Below are 17,454 nucleotides of genomic sequence, written 5' to 3'. Positions count from 1 at the left end.
TTTTTCAGTTTATTTAGTAAAATTCAATTGTACTTTTTTATAATATATTAACCTAATATATCTTCTACTATTGGTATAGAATTTACTTTTTCTTGTGAATATGTGAATGTATCATAGAACTTATTAATCCAATCCTGGCTTAGTTCTTCATCGTGATAAACTGTGCATAGAAGATCTCCTTCTTTGACTTGATTACCCTTCTTTACATTCATCTTTAGACCTACGGCATAATTAATTGAATCTTCTTTTGTCTGTCTGCCTGCTCCTAAATACATAGCAAGTATTCCAAGCTGCATTGAATGAATGTTACCAATATATCCATTTTCTTTTGACTTCATTTCAGTTATAAACTTTGATTTAGGTAATAAATCTGTATTTTTAATCTGTTCTACATTACCACCTTGAGCCTTGACCATCTCAAGTAATTTTTCATAAGCTTTGCCTGATGATATAGCTTCTTCAAGCATTTTTCTAGCTTCTTCTTTAGACTCAGCTAGCTTAGCCTGCATAATCATTATTTCGCCAGCGCACATGCATAGTTCGGTGAAATCTTTTGGTCCATTACCTTTTACTGTTTCAATAGCTTCTTGAACTTCTAATGCATTACCAATTGTATTTCCTAAAGGTTGGTTCATATCAGTAATCATAGCCATTGTATTTCTTCCTAACTTATTTCCTATAGAAATCATAGCGTTGGCCAATTCCTTAGCGTCTTCTATAGTCTTCATAAAAGCACCTTCGCCATACTTAACATCTAATAAAATTGTATTTGAACCAGAAGCTAATTTCTTTGACATAATTGAAGAAGCTATTAAAGGTATAGAATTAACTGTACTAGTTACATCTCTAAGTGCATATAACTTCTTATCTGCTGGAACTAATTCCCCAGTTTGACCTATAATAGATAAACCTATTTCATCTACTTGCTTTTTGAATTCTTCTTCACTTAGGAAACAATTAAATCCTTCTATTGATTCTAATTTATCTAGTGTTCCTCCTGTATGCCCAAGACCTCTACCTGACATCTTTGCTACCTTAAGGCCACAAGCCGCTACCATAGCACCTAGTGCAATTGAAGTCTTGTCACCTACCCCGCCAGTAGAATGCTTATCAGATTTTATTCCATCTATACAAGATAAATCTATTACATCTCCACTATTCATCATAGCTTCTGCTAGCTTTGCTGTTTCATGTTCATCCATACCATTCAATACTATAGCCATCAATAATGAACTAGTCTGGTAGTCTGGTATAGTTCCATCTGTAACACCATCAATCCAGAATTGAATTTCCTCATCACTTAAAGCTATCTTATTTTTCTTTTTTTCAATAATATCTAATATTCTCATATACTCGTGCAATAAATTTTTTATTGCTCCTCCTTCCAATATAATATTATTTTTTGTAATTTATTTATCATTCTTTCTAACTACTACTCTTGATTTTTTATTTTATTATATATTTATTATTTATATTTCCTATATAAGCATTAATAATCCTACTATCATCGCTGAAAGTAAACTTACAGAAAAACCACCAAACATAGCTCTTGTTGCCAATCTAGCTAATGTAGGTCTTTTTTCTGGACAAAGAACTGATATACCTGATACACATATACCAATGCTGCTGATATTTGCAAATCCTGCTAATGATATTGCCAACATCAATCCAGTTCTTTCACTCATGCCATGTAATAATGGAGCTAACTTACCAAATGCAACAAATTCATTCAATATTAACTTACTACCTAGTAATTCACCTGCTTTTAATGCTTCTGGTCCAGCAAGACCCATTAAATATCCTACAGGAGCAAATACATAAGATAATATTTTTTCTAGTGATAATCCAAAGTTACCTAATATACCATTGAATAAAGCAACAATTGATATAATAGCTATCAATGAAGCTCCTATAGCCATAGCCATCTGCATACCATCTATAGCTCCTGATGCTAAAGCATCTATTACATTTTCATTATTTCCTTTTCTATCCATCTTAACTTCGCCGACTTCTTTAAATTCTTCTGTTTGAGGGCAAATAATTTTTGAAATAATAATTGAACCTATTGGTACCATTGTAGAAGCTATTAATAAAGACTGCATTGGTATTCCTAGTGCTGTATATCCAGCTATTATACTTACTGACATACTACCCATACCTGATACTAAGACTAACATTATCTCACTATCTGTCATTAGGTTTAGATACTTACTTACTAAAATAGGTGAATCTGTCTGTCCAAGGAACATATTAGCAACAGCAACAAATGATTCAACTTCAGAAGTCTTAAATAATTTTCCTACAACCCAACCTATTTTTGATACTACAAATCCAAGTATCCCTAAATAGAATAAAACAGCTACTAAACCTGATATAAATATTATGTTAGCTAGTGTCTGGAATGCAAAAATAAATCCTGTTGGCGCAGTTGGCACCCCTAGAGAACCAAATACAAACTGTATACCCTGGCTACCATAACCTAACACCTGTACTACTACATCGCTCACTGCTGATACTGCTGCTCTACCTGCTGGTACTTTTATTAGCACTGCTGCAACAATGAATTGAGCAACTAACGCTATACCAATTCTTTTGAAATTAACTGATTTTCTGTCGATAGAAATCGCATACATAAATGCGATTATGACCATAATTCCAAGTAAATTAAATAATAATTTCATATACATTCTCCCTAATTTTATTTATTTTTTTATTTGTTCATAAAAACTTTTTCCTGAAATATCTGCCTTTATATAAAACATATCTGCCATTGTAGCAGCTATGTCAGAAAAACTATCTCTAGTCTTTAAATCTACACCCTCTTTTATTGATTTTCCATATACTAGCATTGGAGTATATTCTCTTGAATGATCTGTACTCTGTGTAGAAGGATCACATCCATGATCTGCTGTAATTATTAAACAATCATCTTCTTTCATCTTGTCCATTAATTCCTTTAACTGCACATCGAATTCGCTAGCTGCATTTGCATAGCCATCTATATCATTTCTATGACCATATTTCATATCAAAATCAACAAGATTTACAAAACACAAGCCTTCAAAATCCTTATCCATTAGCTCAAGTGTCCTATTCATACCATCTATATTATTCTTTGTCCTATAAGTTTCAACTATTGACTTGCCAGCAAATATATCATTGATTTTACCTACTCCTATAGTTTTAAAGCCATTATCTTTTAATGCATCTATTATTGTCATTTTAGGTGGTAGAAGTGAATAGTCGTGTCTATTGCTTGTTCTAGTGAAGTTTGGGTATTCGCCTACAAAAGGTCTAGCTATTACCCTACCAACTCCTAATTCCTCAGTTAGCATTTCTCTTGCTATTTCACAGTATTCATATAATTTATCTAATCCCACTACTTCCTCATGAGCTGCTATCTGAAATACTGAATCAGCTGATGTATATACTATTAAGGCTCCTGTTTTTACATGTTCTTTACCATAATCTTTTATAACTTCTGTACCAGAATAAGGTTTATTGCATATACATGCTCTACCAGTTCTTTTTGAGAATTCATCTAGGAAATTCTGAGGAAATCCGTTTGGAAATACTGGTAAGGGGTCTTTTGATATAATTCCTGCTATTTCCCAATGCCCTATTGTTGTATCCTTACCATTTGAAGCTTCTTTAAGTCTTGCAAAAGATCCTATAGGATTTTCTATCGAATCTCTGAAGTCCACACCTTCTATATTAAATAGTCCAAGGCTTTCTAAATGGGGTGTATGGTATTTTTCTGATTTACATATGGCTTTTAGAGTATTGCTACCTCTATCTCCATATACATCGGCATCGGGCATTTCACCAACACCATAACTATCTAGGACTATTAAAAATACTCTTTTTATATCTTTATTTTTCATGCCTTTCTCCTTATTTATGTGCTCATATAGTTTTAATATTCAGAAGAATACATGACTATATGAACACCTTCTTTTTCATTTTTATTTATGTTTAAAAGCTATTATTTTTTACTTCAACATATTTACAGCTGAGCTAGTACCAATTCTTTGACAACCAGCTTCTATAAAGTTCTCTATATCTTCAACAGATTTAACCCCTCCAGCAGCCTTTATTTTTACATCAGGTCCTATATGTTTTTTAAATAATAAAATATCCTCCATTTTAGCACCATCAGTACCAAAACCTGTAGAAGTTTTTATAAAATCAGCTTTAGCATTTGTAACAGCTTTACACATTTCTATTTTCTCTTTATCATTTAAATAACAAGTTTCTATGATAACTTTTAATATATTGTCTCCTGTTGCCTTTTTAAGAATAGCTATTTCTTCTTCTACTTTTTTATAATCACCATTCTTGACATCTGATATATTTACTACCATATCGATTTCCTTAGCCCCATTAGCTAAAGCATTTTCAATTTCTAATACTTTTGACTCTGTAGAATTGTATCCTAGAGGAAACCCTACAACTGTACAAATATTTATATCATCACCATATTTCTCATTCACTCTTTTGATATATGTCTGTGGTATACAAACAGAAGCCGTTTTGTATTCTATAGCTTCATCACATAATTTAACTATATCTTCCCATTTAGCAAATGCCTTTAACAAGGTATGATCAATGTGACTCAATATAAATTCTTTTTCCATATTTATTCCTCCAAATTATTGTATTTATTTATAATTTAATATTATATCAATGATGTTTAATTGTCAACATATTTATGTTTTATTTTTACCATTTGTGCTTTATCTAACATTTTATGTTTTATTTTTATCAAAATACTATACAAGTCTATTATTTAATGCTATACTTTTATTAATATTTAAAATATTTGGAGTTATGTTATGTCTAAGAAAAATAATCGTTTAAAGAAAATAATATCTATAGTAAAAGATAACAATGGAGCTTCAGTTAAAGATCTTTCAAGTACTCTTGATGTATCTGAAATGACTATCAGAAGAGATATAAAGCTATTAGAAGATAAAAATATAGTTGAATCATACTACGGCTCTGTTGTTTATAATCACAATCTAGACAATCCTATAATAGGACCTAATAGTGATAACAAAAATACAATTGAATATAATCTAAATCTGAATTCACTTTTGATGGATGATGAAAAAAGCGCAATTGGAAAAAAAGCTGCAGAGCTTATCAAAGAAGATGATGTAGTTATTATCGATGTAGGTACTACTACAGAAAAGTTATCTCAATATATTAATGAGCTAACTTCTTTTACTGCCTTGATTTTTTCATGCAATAACTTACTTCATTTAATGAATAAGCCAAAAGTAAATTTAATAATGGCTGGTGGTAATTTTCACAAAGATACTGGTATGTTTGAATCAAAGGAAGCCTTATCTATAATTGATACAGTTAGAGCTAGAAAAGTATTTTTATCTGCAGCCGGTGTTCATGACAAACTTGGCGTTACATGTGCAAACCCATATGAAATTGAAACAAAAAAACATATAATGAAAAATTCACTTGAAATAATACTCTTAATAGATTCTAGTAAATTTGGAACTGTTAAATCTTCACATTTTTGTGATTTAAATCAGATTGATACCATAATTACCGACTGTAAAATAAGTGATGAGTGGAAAAATATAATTGATTCCAATAATATCAAACTAATAATAGCTGATAAATAGAATATTACTTATGTAAATTTCTATTATCAGTTTTTTTATATATTTAAAAATATTATATTTAAATTTGACATAAAAAAGCAATCTCTTAAAAGAGATTGCTTTTTTATTATATTTTTATTCCCAACTAGCGTTTTCAGTAACCAATACTGTATTTGTCTCATTATCTACAGTTATAAAACCGTCTCCTATCGAAGCTAGTCTAAAGTTTCCGTCAATTTTGACCTTCATTTGTCCTTTTTTTACTCCTGCAACGAATGGAATATGACCTCTTAGCACGGCTCTATCACCAACTGTAGTCCTTACAATTACCATTTCTATGTCTGATTCAAAAAAAGTACTATTGGGCGTTACTACCTTTAGTTTAAACATTAGTTAGCACTCCCTTTCCCCTTTCTTACAGCGTCTTCAATTGTTCCTACGAACAAGAATGCTGATTCTGGAAGGTCATCATGCTTACCTTCTAGAATTTCTCTGAAACCTCTGATACTTTCCTTAACAGGAACATACACACCCTTGATTCCAGTAAACTGCTCACCTACTGTGAAAGGCTGAGATAAGAATCTCTGAATTTTTCTTGCTCTTGCAACTATCACCTTATCTTCATCAGATAATTCATCCATACCAAGTATGGCTATGATATCTTGAAGTTCTTTATATCTCTGAAGTATAGACTGAACTCCTCTTGCTACTTCGTAATGTTCTTTACCTACTATGTTTGGATCAAGTACCCTTGAAGTTGATTCAAGTGGATCAACTGCTGGATAAATACCTAGAGAAGATATCTGTCTTGAAAGTACTGTCTTAGCATCTAGATGTGAGAATGTAGTTGCTGGGGCTGGGTCAGTTAAGTCATCCGCTGGTACATATACAGCCTGTACAGATGTGATAGAACCCTTATTGGTTGAAGTGATTCTTTCCTGTAAAGTACCCATTTCAGTAGCTAGTGTTGGCTGATAACCAACAGCTGAAGGCATACGTCCTAGTAAGGCTGAAACTTCTGATCCTGCCTGTGTAAATCTAAATATATTATCTATGAATAATAACACGTCCTGTCCAGCTTGATCTCTAAAGTATTCAGCCATTGTAAGACCAGTAAGTGCAACTCTCATTCTTGCTCCAGGCGGTTCGTTCATCTGTCCGAATACCATGGCAGTTTTCTTGATAACTCCAGACTCTGTCATTTCTTCGTAAAGGTCATTACCTTCTCTTGTTCTTTCTCCAACACCCGAGAATACTGATATACCACCATGTTGTTTTGCTATATTATTTATTAATTCCTGTATTAAAACTGTTTTACCAACTCCGGCACCACCGAATAGACCAATCTTACCACCCTTTAAATAAGGTGCTAGTAAGTCAACTACCTTGATACCTGTTTCAAGTATTTCTGCCTTTGTTTCAAGTTCATCATACTTTGGAGCTTCTCTATGTATTGGAGAAAGTTCTACTCCTTCAGGTTGTGGTTTCTCATCTATAGCTTCACCTAATACATTGAAAACTCTTCCTAAAGTTTGTTCACCAACTGGTACAGATATTGGAGCACCTGTATCAACTGCATCCATACCTCTTACCAATCCATCTGTAGCACTCATGGCGATACATCTAACAGTATCATTACCAACATGTTGAGATACTTCGGCAACTATTTTACTTCCCTTTAATTCTATTTCCAATGCGTTATATAGATTTGGTAATTGTTCAGCATTTTCAAATCTAACATCAAGTACAGCACCCATTATCTGTACAATTTTTCCTGCATTTGCCATCTTTTCCTCCTTACTTTAGAGCTTCAACACCGGCACTAATTTCAGTAATTTCCTGAGTAATTGCACCCTGTCTAACTCTATTGTAGCTAAGTTCTAAGTTATGTATCATTTCGTTGGCATTATCTGTAGCTGATTCCATAGCTGTTCTTCTAGCACCTTGTTCTGATGCATATGATTCAACTATCCCTCCGTTTATTATCCCAGCAACATATGTTGGTATTAAAAACTCTAGCACAGACATCGCGTCTGGAAGATACTTCATTCTAGTTTTAGTATTTTTTTCTTTTACTGAATTTACGACTTCTTGAGATTTTTCATCTTCAACCTTACGCTGTTGTTCACGTTCTTTTAGAACATCATCGCTAAGCCATACATCCGGATTATTTTCTTCTTCTAATTGGCTCTTTCTACCTGAACCATGTTCGATTGGCTTATCAAATACAAGTGGCAATAACTTTATTGTTCTTGGTTCTTGTGATAAAGCTGATTCAAATTTTGTATAGGTAAATAATACTTCGCTTATTTCCCCTTTTAAGAATAAATCCATGACTTTCTTTGAAATTCTCTTTACATCTTCATATTCGTATTTTTCTACATCTTCTATTCTATCTATTATTTCGATGCCTTTTTTTGCAAAGTAATCGTAAGCTTTTTTACCAATTGGCATGGCACAATCTTGTGAAGCACCAATATATTTAGCAGCTTCTTTTAAGACGTTTGAGTTATAACCACCAGCCAATCCACGGTCACCAGCAACTACGATATGACATCTTTTCTTTAATTCTTTTTCTTTTAAAAACTCGCTATTTACACCCTTTGTATTCATTGCAATTTCAACTATTGTCTTGTACAATGTATCAAAATATTCACTTGAATCTTCAGCTGCTTGCTTAGCTTTCCTAAGCTTAGAAGAGGCTACAAGGTGCATCGCATTTGTAATCTGCTTTGTATTGTTTATACTTGCGATACGAGTTTTCAAAGTTTTCATACCAGCTCCTGCCATTTAATTACCTCCTTAAATGGATTATGCTTCAGCTTTAAACTTAACTTTGTATTCTTCTATTGCCTTAGTTAAATCGTCTTTAAAATCTTCCGCTTTTAATATTTTTTCTAATATTTCTGGATGAATATTATCCATAAATTCATATAAACCATCTTCAAATTCAGAAATCTTTTCTATTTCTATATCTGCTAATAAATTATTTATTACAGCAAATATTATCACAACCTGATTTTCAACTGTGATTGGCTTATGCTCTTCCTGTTTAAGAACTTCCACTATTCTTTGCCCCTGATCAAGTCTTCTCTTTGTATCTTCATCAAGATCTGAACCAAACTGAGCAAAGGCTGCAAGTTCTCTATACTGTGAGTAAGCAAGTTTTAGTGTACCAGCTATTTTCTTCATTGATTTAATCTGAGCAGATCCACCAACTCTTGATACTGATATACCCGGGTCAACGGCTGGTCTAATACCTGCATAGAATAATTCTGGCTGTAGATATATCTGTCCATCAGTAATTGATATAACATTTGTTGGTATATAAGCAGAAACGTCTCCTGCCTGAGTTTCTATAACAGGAAGTGCTGTCATTGATCCTCCACCTAACTTATCTGAAAGTTTAGCTGCTCTTTCAAGTAATCTTGAATGTAAGTAGAATACATCCCCTGGATAAGCCTCACGACCTGGTGGTCTTCTAAGTAATAATGACATCTCTCTGTATGCAACTGCCTGCTTACTTAAATCATCATATACTATTAATACATGCTTTCCATTATACATAAATTCTTCACCTATTGCAGCACCAGCATATGGAGCTAGGTACTGAAGCGGAGCAGATTCTGATGCGGATGCTGATACAACTATAGTATAGTCCATTGCACCATATTGTTCAAAAGTAGAAACTAACTGAGCAACAGTTGATCTTTTTTGACCAATAGCTACATATATACAGATAACATCTTTACCCTTCTGATTTATTATTGTATCAGTTAGGATTGAAGTCTTACCTGTCTGTCTATCACCTATTACAAGTTCTCTCTGCCCTCTACCTATTGGAATCATTGAGTCAATTGATTTGATACCAGTTTGTAATGGTTCAAATACTGATTTTCTATCCATTATTCCTGGAGCCTTAGCTTCAACAGGTCTTGTCTTTTCAGTTACGATTTCACCTTTACCATCAATAGCTTGTCCTAGAGCATTTACAACTCTACCTATCATTGCTTCTCCAACTGGTACTTCAACTACCTTACCAGTTCTCTTTACAACGTCACCTTCTTTGATATTAGTGTCATCACCAAGTATAACGGCACCTACTACACTTTCTTCCAAGTTTAGGGCCATTCCATATATTTGTCCGGGGAATTCAAGTAATTCTCCTGACATTGCATTTTCAAGTCCGTAAACACTGGCTATACCATCACCAACATTTAACACACTACCAGTATCTGTTAATTTGATTTTGTTCTCATAATTTTTGATTTGGTTCTTAATTATGGAACTAATCTCTTCTGGTCTTAAATTCATGGGTTCACCACCATTTCTATGATATTACGCGAGATAGATCGCTCTTTAAATCGTCAAGTCGAGACTTTACTGTACCATCTATTTCTTCGTTACCTATTTTTACTAGAGCACCACCAATAATGCTCTCATCTATTTTATTTGTTAGCTTAATATTCTTATTATATTTAGCTGATAGCTTGTGTTCTAATTCTGAAATTTTATCCTCTGATAGTGGAATAGCTGTTATTACTACTCCTTCTTCAATATTGTGCTTGTTGTTAAGTAATTCTTTATATGCCACTGTAATTGAAGATAAATCGATAGTTCTATTATTATCGATCAATACCATCATGAAGTTTCTTGTAGTCTTTGATAAGCTTCCCTCAAATATCTGATCAGCTATATTTCTCTTTTCCTCTTTTGTCACAAAAGGAGACTTCAATACATCCTTTAATTCAGAGTTTGAATTAATAAGGCTAAGTATCTCTGTCAACTCCTGGTAAATTTCAGATATTTTTTTTTCTTCATCTGCTAAGTCGAACAACGCTTGAGCATATCTAGTAGCAACTTGGTTTTTCATTACTTAACATCGCCTACTTCCTTAATAAAATCATCTATTAAATCTTTATGCTTATTTTCATCTAAATCTTTTTCTATTATTTTACTTGCAGCCATAACAGCCATTTCAGATATTTCATTTTTAATATCATTAAAAGCTTTTTGTTTGTCTTTTTCTATATTATCATAAGCTTTTGTCTTGATATTTTCTGCTTCTACTCTAGCTTCATCTACTATAGATTCATATTTTTTTTCTGCTCTTTGTTTAGCATTTTCAACTATCTGATGACCTTCATTTGTGGCCGTATTTAGTTTTGTCTCATACTCTTCCTTAAACTTTAAACCTTCTTCTTTTGCCTTTTCTCCCACTTCAATACTATTTTTGATTGATTGTTCTCTCTCATCTAATATTTTTAAAACTGGCTTAAAAAGAATTTTCTTTAGTATCAAAAATATTATTAAAGTATTTGCAAGAGTAAAGAAGTATTCGTAGCTTAAACCAACTAATGGCTTAAATTCCATAGTCTTCCTCCTCCTATATACGTCTTTGGCAGATCAAAATTTCCTTTAAATTACATCTTTATCCATGGATTAACGAATATTAGTATAATCGCTATAACCAATCCGTAAATAGCTGAAGACTCTGCAACGGCCTGACCAAGAATCATTGTTGATATGATATCACTCTTAGCTTCTGGTTGATTAGCAACTGCTTCTGCTGCTCTACCTGCTGCATAACCCTGTCCTATACCTGCACCTATACCTGTCATAACTGCCAGTCCTGAACCTATTGCTGTACCTGCTACTGCTATTGCTGTTGATAATTCCATATTATTTTCCTCCTAAATCTTCCTAATTTCAATTTTGTTTTAATATTTGTTGTGTTTAATTTTTTACTCTGTTTCTGCAGCATTACCAATGAATACTAATGTTAATGTCATAAATATGAATGCCTGCAAACTTCCTGCAAATATATCGAAATATAAATGTAGCGGAACCGGAAATGCTATTTGACCTATTGGTATTTTCAAGTTTGGAATCAAACTTGAAAGAAAAGCATTTAACTGATAAACCAATCCCATTATTATTGTTCCTCCGAGTATATTACCGAAGGGACGGAAACTTAGCGAGATAGGTCTTGCTATTTCTCCTACTATGTTAAGTGGTAACATTACTGGTGTAGGCTCAATAAATTCCTTAAAATATGATGGTCCCTTAAATTTAACACCCATTACATACATAGTTGCGATTGTAATAGATGCCCAAGCTACTGTAGTATCCAAATCAGTTGTTGGTGATTTAAATCCAAATAAGCCAGCCAAATTTGAAAGTATAAAGAATAAAAATATTGTACCTACATAAGGGACAATACTCGGTACTCTAGAAACAAATTTTGTGCCCATCATTTCAGTTGTATATCCTTTAATACCACCAACGAACCACTCTAATAGTAGCTGCCTCTTAGTATCCGGATTCTTCTTCAAGCCTCTAGTCATAAATAAAGCTACTGCTATTAAAGCAAGCATTATTATCCATTGGACTATAATGGTTTCACTTATCTTGAAGTTACCAATATACAGCAAATACCTTGCTTGATACATATCAATTTCTCCTTTCATTTTAAATAACCAAGCTCAAACTACTTTTGTATAAGCTTAGTTTTCTGTTTTAAGAATAGATAGTAATAATTTAATTATTTATTACTTTTTTTTAGTTTTAGAAAATATTTCCTGAGCTTTTATTACAAGGCTAACACTAAGTAAACCAACTGCTACAGTATATACATTGATATAATTAGTCTTAGCTGCAAATATTAAAACTACGGCATACAGACAAAATCTAAAAAAATATCCAAAAACAGCCGAAAAAGTTGCTTTTCCAGTATCTTTTTCTACAAACCCTACCATGCCTCTAGCAATAGTCAACAACGAAAAGATCGATATTGCACAACCGACTATTAGACCTAAAACTGTAGAAAGTGTTAATTTTTGTATTAACAATAATACAATTAAACCAACTAAAGTATAAATGAGTACCCCTGTAGTAACTTTCTTTATGCTATCTAAAATCTGTTTGTCCAATTCATCACTCCCCTTTGTCATAGTAAGTTTTCAGAGTTTTATAGAGACTTAAAAATGCACTAGCCACTCCAATAATAATAAAAATTATAGAGAATATGGGGCTGGTTCCAAATTTCTTGTCTATTGTTATTCCAATAAAAGCACATCCTAATATACAAACTAGCATCATAACGCTTAATTGTGTTAAAAGCGAAAACGATTTAGATATTTTTACCCAACCTTTTTTATCTGACATATTTCCTCCATAATTTATATTACTATCTTGAAAACCACTAATGATTATTCTACCACTTAAAGTAAAAATAATCTACAGATAGATAGATAAATTCATACCCAAATTGCCTAAAATTCAAACCTTTTTCAAAAAAATTATGGATAAAATATCCGGCCTACAAAGCGTAGCCCGGATAAAATTTTCAATAATTTTTTATATAATATTACAATTATTTTGTTCCAAAAAGTCTATCCCCTGCATCACCCAAACCTGGTATTATATATTTGTGATCATTTAATTTTTCATCAACTGCTGCCACATATATATCAACATCTGGATATTTAGCGTGAACAGCTTCAATTCCTTCTGGAGCTGCAACTAAATTTATCATTCTAATATTTTTTGCACCCTTTGCTCTAAGTAGTTCAATAGCCGCTGTAGCTGAACCACCCGTTGCTAGCATTGGATCTACAAGTAATACTTCTCTTTCTCCTATATCTTGAGGAAGTTTACAATAATATTCTACTGGTTCATGAGTTTCTGGATCTCTATATAGTCCTATATGTCCAACTTTAGCTGCTGGTATCAAGCTTACAAATCCATCTACCATACCTATTCCAGCTCTTAATATTGGTACTATAGCTAATTTCTTTCCTGATAATATTTTTGAATTCATTTTCTGTATTGGCGTTTCAATTTCTACGTCAACTAAAGGAAGATCCTTAGTTACTTCATAGCCCATAAGCATTGTTATTTCTGTTAATAATTCTCTAAAATCTTTTGAGCCTGTGTCTACCTTTCTCATGATTGTCAATTTGTGCTGAATCAATGGATGATCAGTTATTATTACATTCTTCATATTTTCCTCCTGATATTATATATAAAATATTATTTTGACTCTAAGGCCATCATTTTATCTATCCTAGTCTGGTGTCTACCACCTTCAAAACTTGAATTTAGATATGCATCTACTATATCTATACCTAATCCTATACCTATTACTCTTTCACCAAGTGCAATCATATTAGCATTATTATGTGCTTTTGTCATTCTTGCTGAAAAAGTATCGCCTACTGTTGCACATCTTATTCCCTTAATTTTATTTGCTGCTATACCTATACCTATACCAGTTCCACAAACTAAAATCCCACATTCTGCCTCTTTATCAACTACAGCCTTTGCAGCCTTTGCAGCATAATCTGGATAGTCAACAGATTCACTTGAATTCACACCAAAATCTAATACCTCATAATCTAGTTTTTCTAGGTGTTTTTTAATTGCTGTTTTTAAATTGATTCCACCATGATCGCATGCTAATGCAATTTTCATTATTTATCCTCCTTAAACCTCAATCAGCCTATAAGCTGCTGATTTTTTTAATCTATTCATTATAGCAACACCCACATCTTTTTCTTCAAAAATTTGAGCATATGCAATATCGATTTGTTTTTGGTCTAATTCTATCAATTCATCAAATAAGTTTTTTGCTACTTCTTCATAGCTATCTCCAAGTTCAAACACGTCTGCTTCAAATAAATCTTTGTATTTAGACATACATAAAACACCCGTTTTTATACCTTTGGATACATTTTCTTTATTTTTTTCATTTACCATTCTAGCAAAATCTTCTATTTGACCTTTAACCATATAAACATCCGCTTTAGGAGAATAATGTTTATATTTCATACCTGGCGCCTTTGCCTTTATATTATCAGATTTTCTCATAAGAGCCGGATCTAATTCAACCTTTCCTAGAACTTCTCTAAGCATTTCTAATGTTATTGATCCCGGTCTAAGTACTACTGGATACTCTCCTGATAAATCGACTATTGTAGACTCAACCCCATAATTGCATGGACCCCCAATCAGAATGCCATCTACTCTTCCTTGCATATCATTTATTATGTGTTCTGCTTTTGTAGGAGATGGTCTACCTGATAAATTTGCAGATGGTGCTGCTATTGGTTTTTTAGATGATTTTATTATTCTTCTAGCAACTTCATCTGATGGCATTCTAATAGCCACAGTATCCAAACCACCACTGGTTCTATAAGGTATTATATCTTTCTTTTCAAATACAATTGTTAGTGGACCCGGCCAAAATTTATCCATCAATAATTTAGCTTTTTTGTCTATCTTTTTAACCAATGGATTTATTTCTTCAATTTCTGACACATGAACCAATAGAGGGTTGTCACTTGGTCTACCCTTAGCTTCATATATTTTAGATGCAGCATCTTCGTCTAAAGCATTAGCTCCTAACCCATAAACTGTTTCAGTGGGGAAGATTACTGTCTTACCATCAGCTATCATTTTTCCAAATTCATCAATTATATCTTGGTCTATATTATTTGGGTCTATTTTCTTGATTATTGTTTCCATACTGACCCCCTATTTATACTTTTATTAGAATGATGACATTTTTTCAGTTTGGTCAACTGTTATTAATGCGTCTATCATTTCATCTAAATCTCCGTCTAAGAAAGCATCTAATTTGTATAAAGTTAAGTTTATTCTATGATCGCTTACTCTACCCTGTGGGAAATTGTAAGTTCTTATTCTTTCAGATCTATCTCCAGTACCTACCTGAGATTTTCTTTCAGCAGCTATATCCTTATTTTGTTCAGCTAAGGCTCTATCATATAATCTGGCCTTTAATACTTTCATAGCTTTTTCTTTATTCTTTAACTGTGATTTTTCATCCTGACAAGATACCACTTCACCAGTTGGTATATGAGTAAGTCTTACAGCAGAATCCGTAGTATTTACACACTGACCACCGTTACCAGATGCTCTAAATACATCAAATCGAATATCTTCTGGATTTATCTGTATTTCTACATCATCTACTTCTGGTAGTACAGCAACAGTTGCTGTAGATGTATGTATTCTACCACCTGATTCAGTTGTAGGTATTCTTTGAACTCTATGCACACCTGATTCATACTTAAGCCTTGAATAAGCTCCCTTACCCTTTATCATAAATGATACTTCTTTGTATCCTCCAACGCCTGTTTCATTTGAAGACATCAAAGTTGTTTTCCAACCTCTTCTTTCAGCATATCTGCTATACATTCTAAATAAATCTCCCGCAAATAAAGCTGCTTCGTCTCCACCTGCTCCACCTCTAACTTCTACTATAACATTCTTTTCATCATTAGGATCCTTTGGAACAAGTAATATCTTTAATTCATTTTCTATCTTACCTATTTGATCTTCAGCTTCAGACAATTCCATCTTTGCTAATTCTCTTAAATCTTCATCACTTTCTTCTTCTAGAATTGTCTTTGACTCTTCTATAGTCTGACTTACCTTTGAAAATTCTCTATACTTCATAACAATTGGTTCTATTTCAGAAGTTTCCTTCATCAATTTCTGCCAAGTCGGTTGGTCGCTAATTATTTCTGGGTCTGCAACCTTATCGCTTAGTTCCCTATACTTATTTTCTAAGACTTTAAGCTTATTTAGCATTAATATCCACCTTTCTATATTAAACTGGCACCGCCAATTTATCTTATTAAACTTCACTCTTTTTTAAATTAATCAATTAAATATTATATCATATTTTCCTATTATTAACAATTAATCTAATGTATTAATTTCAATTACTTTAGTACTTTTTAATTTCATAAATTTTCTTCCTATATTTTTACTAATTTTCCTAAAATACATCTTTCAAACCCCTGTAAATCTTTATAAATATTTATATCAGTATATCCACATTCTAGCATCTTTTTCTCAATCTTTCTTGCTTGATTATGACCAGACTCAAATATCAAATATCCATTGTTCTTTAAATATTTTAAAGAGTCTTCTATAATAGCATTGTAAAATCTCATACCATCCTGTCCACCAACAAGCGCCATCATAGGTTCATAATCCTTCACATCAGATTTCAATGTGTTTATTATATCATCTTCAATATAAGGCGGATTTGATACTATAATATCCAAACTATCAATTAACTCTTCAAATTTAGAACTGGCAAATAGATCTGAATTTATCAATTCTATAGGTTCTACACATAGCTCTTTAATATTTTTTTTGCATATATTCAGAGCTTCTTTTGACAAATCTACACCATAAAATTCAGCATTTATATCAACTTCATTTTCTTGTATAAGTTTTTTAACACTGACTATTATCGCTCCTGAACCTGTACACATATCTAATATTTTCAAATTATTATGTCTATTAGTAATGCCATTAGAAATATCTTTTTTTACGACTTTAATTTTATTATATAATTTTTCTACTATTAATTCTGTATCTGGCCTAGGTATCAATACATTTTCATCTACATAAAAATCATAGCCCATAAATTCCTTTTTATTAATAATATAGGCTATAGGCATTGATTTTTTTCTTTTTTCCATATAATTTTTAAACTCTTTTAAATCTTTTTCTTCTATATATGATTCATATGATGTCATCAATTTTATTTTATCTATTTTCAATACGTGGCATAACAATATCTCAACATCTAATCTTGGTGTAGGACTAATACATTCCAATTCTTTAACGGATTCTATTATTAAGTTCCTTATTTTAATATTCTGCAAATTTTCACCACCTTTTTTAAATATTTTTCTAATCAAAACTACTATTTATTATACACAATAATTTAATCTAAATAAATAATATCTGATAATAAGCTATAAGAATATTCTAAAGTATTGTTATA

20 protein-coding genes are annotated in these 17,454 nt (G+C 32.2%); 1 reads left to right on the top strand and 19 read right to left on the bottom strand.

Going from position 1 to position 17,454, the window contains the following annotated elements; all coding sequences use genetic code 11:
• Positions 1-47: 47 nt before the first annotated feature.
• From O0R46_RS01135 to deoC, 4 genes are all read right to left on the bottom strand, one after another.
• Positions 48-1,349 (bottom strand): pyrimidine-nucleoside phosphorylase, encoded by a 1,302-nt coding sequence (locus tag O0R46_RS01135; RefSeq protein ID WP_269311773.1) that lies wholly within the window; start codon positions 1,347-1,349, stop codon positions 48-50.
• A 129-nt stretch (positions 1,350-1,478) separates the two neighbouring features.
• Positions 1,479-2,681: a NupC/NupG family nucleoside CNT transporter gene (locus tag O0R46_RS01130; RefSeq protein WP_269311772.1), complete on the bottom strand. Its 1,203-nt coding sequence runs from the start codon at positions 2,679-2,681 to the stop codon at positions 1,479-1,481.
• 21 nt (positions 2,682-2,702) lie between these two features.
• Complete coding sequence (locus tag O0R46_RS01125; RefSeq protein ID WP_269311771.1) at positions 2,703-3,884, bottom strand: phosphopentomutase; 1,182 nt, start codon at positions 3,882-3,884, stop codon at positions 2,703-2,705.
• A gap of 108 nt (positions 3,885-3,992) precedes the next feature.
• A complete protein-coding gene (gene deoC / locus O0R46_RS01120) occupies positions 3,993-4,637 on the bottom strand; it encodes a deoxyribose-phosphate aldolase (RefSeq protein ID WP_269311770.1) in 645 nt (214 codons plus the stop codon).
• A 198-nt stretch (positions 4,638-4,835) separates the two neighbouring features.
• Between deoC and O0R46_RS01115 the strand changes: the two genes are divergently transcribed.
• Complete coding sequence (locus O0R46_RS01115) at positions 4,836-5,645, top strand: DeoR/GlpR family DNA-binding transcription regulator (protein WP_269311769.1); 810 nt, start codon at positions 4,836-4,838, stop codon at positions 5,643-5,645.
• 114 nt (positions 5,646-5,759) lie between these two features.
• On the opposite strand, the gene O0R46_RS01110 is transcribed toward O0R46_RS01115, so the two are convergent.
• The 15 genes from O0R46_RS01110 to prmC all read right to left on the bottom strand — a co-directional run bounded on the left by O0R46_RS01110 (position 5,760) and on the right by prmC (position 17,332).
• Positions 5,760-6,014: a FoF1 ATP synthase subunit delta/epsilon gene (locus O0R46_RS01110; RefSeq protein WP_269311768.1), complete on the bottom strand. Its 255-nt coding sequence runs from the start codon at positions 6,012-6,014 to the stop codon at positions 5,760-5,762.
• Positions 6,014-7,411: a F0F1 ATP synthase subunit beta gene (gene atpD, locus O0R46_RS01105; RefSeq protein WP_269311767.1), complete on the bottom strand. Its 1,398-nt coding sequence runs from the start codon at positions 7,409-7,411 to the stop codon at positions 6,014-6,016. Before atpD ends, O0R46_RS01110 begins: the two co-directional genes overlap by 1 nt.
• Before the next feature lie 10 nt (positions 7,412-7,421).
• Complete coding sequence (gene atpG / locus O0R46_RS01100) at positions 7,422-8,414, bottom strand: ATP synthase F1 subunit gamma (RefSeq protein WP_269311766.1); 993 nt, start codon at positions 8,412-8,414, stop codon at positions 7,422-7,424.
• A gap of 21 nt (positions 8,415-8,435) precedes the next feature.
• Positions 8,436-9,938 (bottom strand): F0F1 ATP synthase subunit alpha, encoded by a 1,503-nt coding sequence (gene atpA, locus O0R46_RS01095; protein ID WP_269311765.1) that lies wholly within the window; start codon positions 9,936-9,938, stop codon positions 8,436-8,438.
• Positions 9,939-9,954: 16 nt separating this feature from the next.
• Positions 9,955-10,497, bottom strand: coding sequence for a F0F1 ATP synthase subunit delta (locus O0R46_RS01090; protein ID WP_269311764.1), 543 nt, complete (start codon positions 10,495-10,497; stop codon positions 9,955-9,957).
• On the bottom strand, positions 10,497-10,997 hold the full coding sequence (locus tag O0R46_RS01085; protein WP_269311763.1) for a F0F1 ATP synthase subunit B: 501 nt from the start codon (positions 10,995-10,997) through the stop codon (positions 10,497-10,499). Before O0R46_RS01085 ends, O0R46_RS01090 begins: the two co-directional genes overlap by 1 nt.
• A 50-nt stretch (positions 10,998-11,047) precedes the next feature.
• Entirely contained in the window at positions 11,048-11,305 is a 258-nt protein-coding gene (atpE, locus tag O0R46_RS01080) for an ATP synthase F0 subunit C (RefSeq protein ID WP_269311762.1), read from the bottom strand.
• 63 nt (positions 11,306-11,368) lie between these two features.
• Positions 11,369-12,076 carry a F0F1 ATP synthase subunit A gene (locus tag O0R46_RS01075; RefSeq protein WP_269311761.1) on the bottom strand — a complete coding sequence of 236 codons (708 nt, stop codon included), beginning with the start codon at positions 12,074-12,076 and terminating at the stop codon, positions 11,369-11,371.
• Positions 12,077-12,175: 99 nt separating this feature from the next.
• A complete protein-coding gene (locus O0R46_RS01070; RefSeq protein ID WP_269311760.1) occupies positions 12,176-12,556 on the bottom strand; it encodes an ATP synthase subunit I in 381 nt (126 codons plus the stop codon).
• Between the two features lie 4 nt (positions 12,557-12,560).
• The gene (locus O0R46_RS01065; RefSeq protein WP_269311759.1) at positions 12,561-12,791 is read right to left on the bottom strand and encodes an AtpZ/AtpI family protein; all 231 of its coding nucleotides are present in this window, start codon (positions 12,789-12,791) and stop codon (positions 12,561-12,563) included.
• Between the two features lie 208 nt (positions 12,792-12,999).
• Positions 13,000-13,629, bottom strand: coding sequence for a uracil phosphoribosyltransferase (gene upp, locus O0R46_RS01060; protein WP_269311758.1), 630 nt, complete (start codon positions 13,627-13,629; stop codon positions 13,000-13,002).
• Between the two features lie 29 nt (positions 13,630-13,658).
• Positions 13,659-14,099, bottom strand: a complete 441-nt coding sequence (gene rpiB / locus O0R46_RS01055; protein WP_269311757.1) for a ribose 5-phosphate isomerase B — start codon at positions 14,097-14,099, stop codon at positions 13,659-13,661.
• A 12-nt stretch (positions 14,100-14,111) separates the two neighbouring features.
• A complete protein-coding gene (locus tag O0R46_RS01050; protein WP_269311756.1) occupies positions 14,112-15,152 on the bottom strand; it encodes an L-threonylcarbamoyladenylate synthase in 1,041 nt (346 codons plus the stop codon).
• Positions 15,153-15,176: 24 nt separating this feature from the next.
• On the bottom strand, positions 15,177-16,241 hold the full coding sequence (gene prfA / locus O0R46_RS01045; protein ID WP_269311755.1) for a peptide chain release factor 1: 1,065 nt from the start codon (positions 16,239-16,241) through the stop codon (positions 15,177-15,179).
• A 170-nt stretch (positions 16,242-16,411) separates the two neighbouring features.
• Positions 16,412-17,332 (bottom strand): peptide chain release factor N(5)-glutamine methyltransferase, encoded by a 921-nt coding sequence (gene prmC / locus O0R46_RS01040; protein ID WP_269311754.1) that lies wholly within the window; start codon positions 17,330-17,332, stop codon positions 16,412-16,414.
• Positions 17,333-17,454 lie beyond the last annotated feature (122 nt).

Origin of the sequence: Peptostreptococcus equinus (genome assembly GCF_027125355.1) — a bacterium.
Classification (GTDB): domain Bacteria; phylum Bacillota; class Clostridia; order Peptostreptococcales; family Peptostreptococcaceae; genus Peptostreptococcus; species Peptostreptococcus equinus.
The sequence above is the reverse complement of the archived record's forward strand: the minus strand, read 5'-3'. Positions and strand labels throughout refer to the sequence as shown.

What these genes read in the sequence shown, in the direction of transcription:
- O0R46_RS01135 (WP_269311773.1), bottom strand. Translation starts at nt 1,349, where the DNA reads ATGAGAATATTAGATATTATTGAAAAAAAGAAAAATAAGATAGCTTTA.
- O0R46_RS01130 (WP_269311772.1), bottom strand. Translation starts at nt 2,681, where the DNA reads ATGAAATTATTATTTAATTTACTTGGAATTATGGTCATAATCGCATTT.
- O0R46_RS01125 (WP_269311771.1), bottom strand. Translation starts at nt 3,884, where the DNA reads ATGAAAAATAAAGATATAAAAAGAGTATTTTTAATAGTCCTAGATAGT.
- deoC (WP_269311770.1), bottom strand. Translation starts at nt 4,637, where the DNA reads ATGGAAAAAGAATTTATATTGAGTCACATTGATCATACCTTGTTAAAG.
- O0R46_RS01115 (WP_269311769.1), top strand. Translation starts at nt 4,836, where the DNA reads ATGTCTAAGAAAAATAATCGTTTAAAGAAAATAATATCTATAGTAAAA.
- O0R46_RS01110 (WP_269311768.1), bottom strand. Translation starts at nt 6,014, where the DNA reads ATGTTTAAACTAAAGGTAGTAACGCCCAATAGTACTTTTTTTGAATCA.
- atpD (WP_269311767.1), bottom strand. Translation starts at nt 7,411, where the DNA reads ATGGCAAATGCAGGAAAAATTGTACAGATAATGGGTGCTGTACTTGAT.
- atpG (WP_269311766.1), bottom strand. Translation starts at nt 8,414, where the DNA reads ATGGCAGGAGCTGGTATGAAAACTTTGAAAACTCGTATCGCAAGTATA.
- atpA (WP_269311765.1), bottom strand. Translation starts at nt 9,938, where the DNA reads ATGAATTTAAGACCAGAAGAGATTAGTTCCATAATTAAGAACCAAATC.
- O0R46_RS01090 (WP_269311764.1), bottom strand. Translation starts at nt 10,497, where the DNA reads ATGAAAAACCAAGTTGCTACTAGATATGCTCAAGCGTTGTTCGACTTA.
- O0R46_RS01085 (WP_269311763.1), bottom strand. Translation starts at nt 10,997, where the DNA reads ATGGAATTTAAGCCATTAGTTGGTTTAAGCTACGAATACTTCTTTACT.
- atpE (WP_269311762.1), bottom strand. Translation starts at nt 11,305, where the DNA reads ATGGAATTATCAACAGCAATAGCAGTAGCAGGTACAGCAATAGGTTCA.
- O0R46_RS01075 (WP_269311761.1), bottom strand. Translation starts at nt 12,076, where the DNA reads ATGTATCAAGCAAGGTATTTGCTGTATATTGGTAACTTCAAGATAAGT.
- O0R46_RS01065 (WP_269311759.1), bottom strand. Translation starts at nt 12,791, where the DNA reads ATGTCAGATAAAAAAGGTTGGGTAAAAATATCTAAATCGTTTTCGCTT.
- upp (WP_269311758.1), bottom strand. Translation starts at nt 13,629, where the DNA reads ATGAAGAATGTAATAATAACTGATCATCCATTGATTCAGCACAAATTG.
- rpiB (WP_269311757.1), bottom strand. Translation starts at nt 14,099, where the DNA reads ATGAAAATTGCATTAGCATGCGATCATGGTGGAATCAATTTAAAAACA.
- O0R46_RS01050 (WP_269311756.1), bottom strand. Translation starts at nt 15,152, where the DNA reads ATGGAAACAATAATCAAGAAAATAGACCCAAATAATATAGACCAAGAT.
- prfA (WP_269311755.1), bottom strand. Translation starts at nt 16,241, where the DNA reads ATGCTAAATAAGCTTAAAGTCTTAGAAAATAAGTATAGGGAACTAAGC.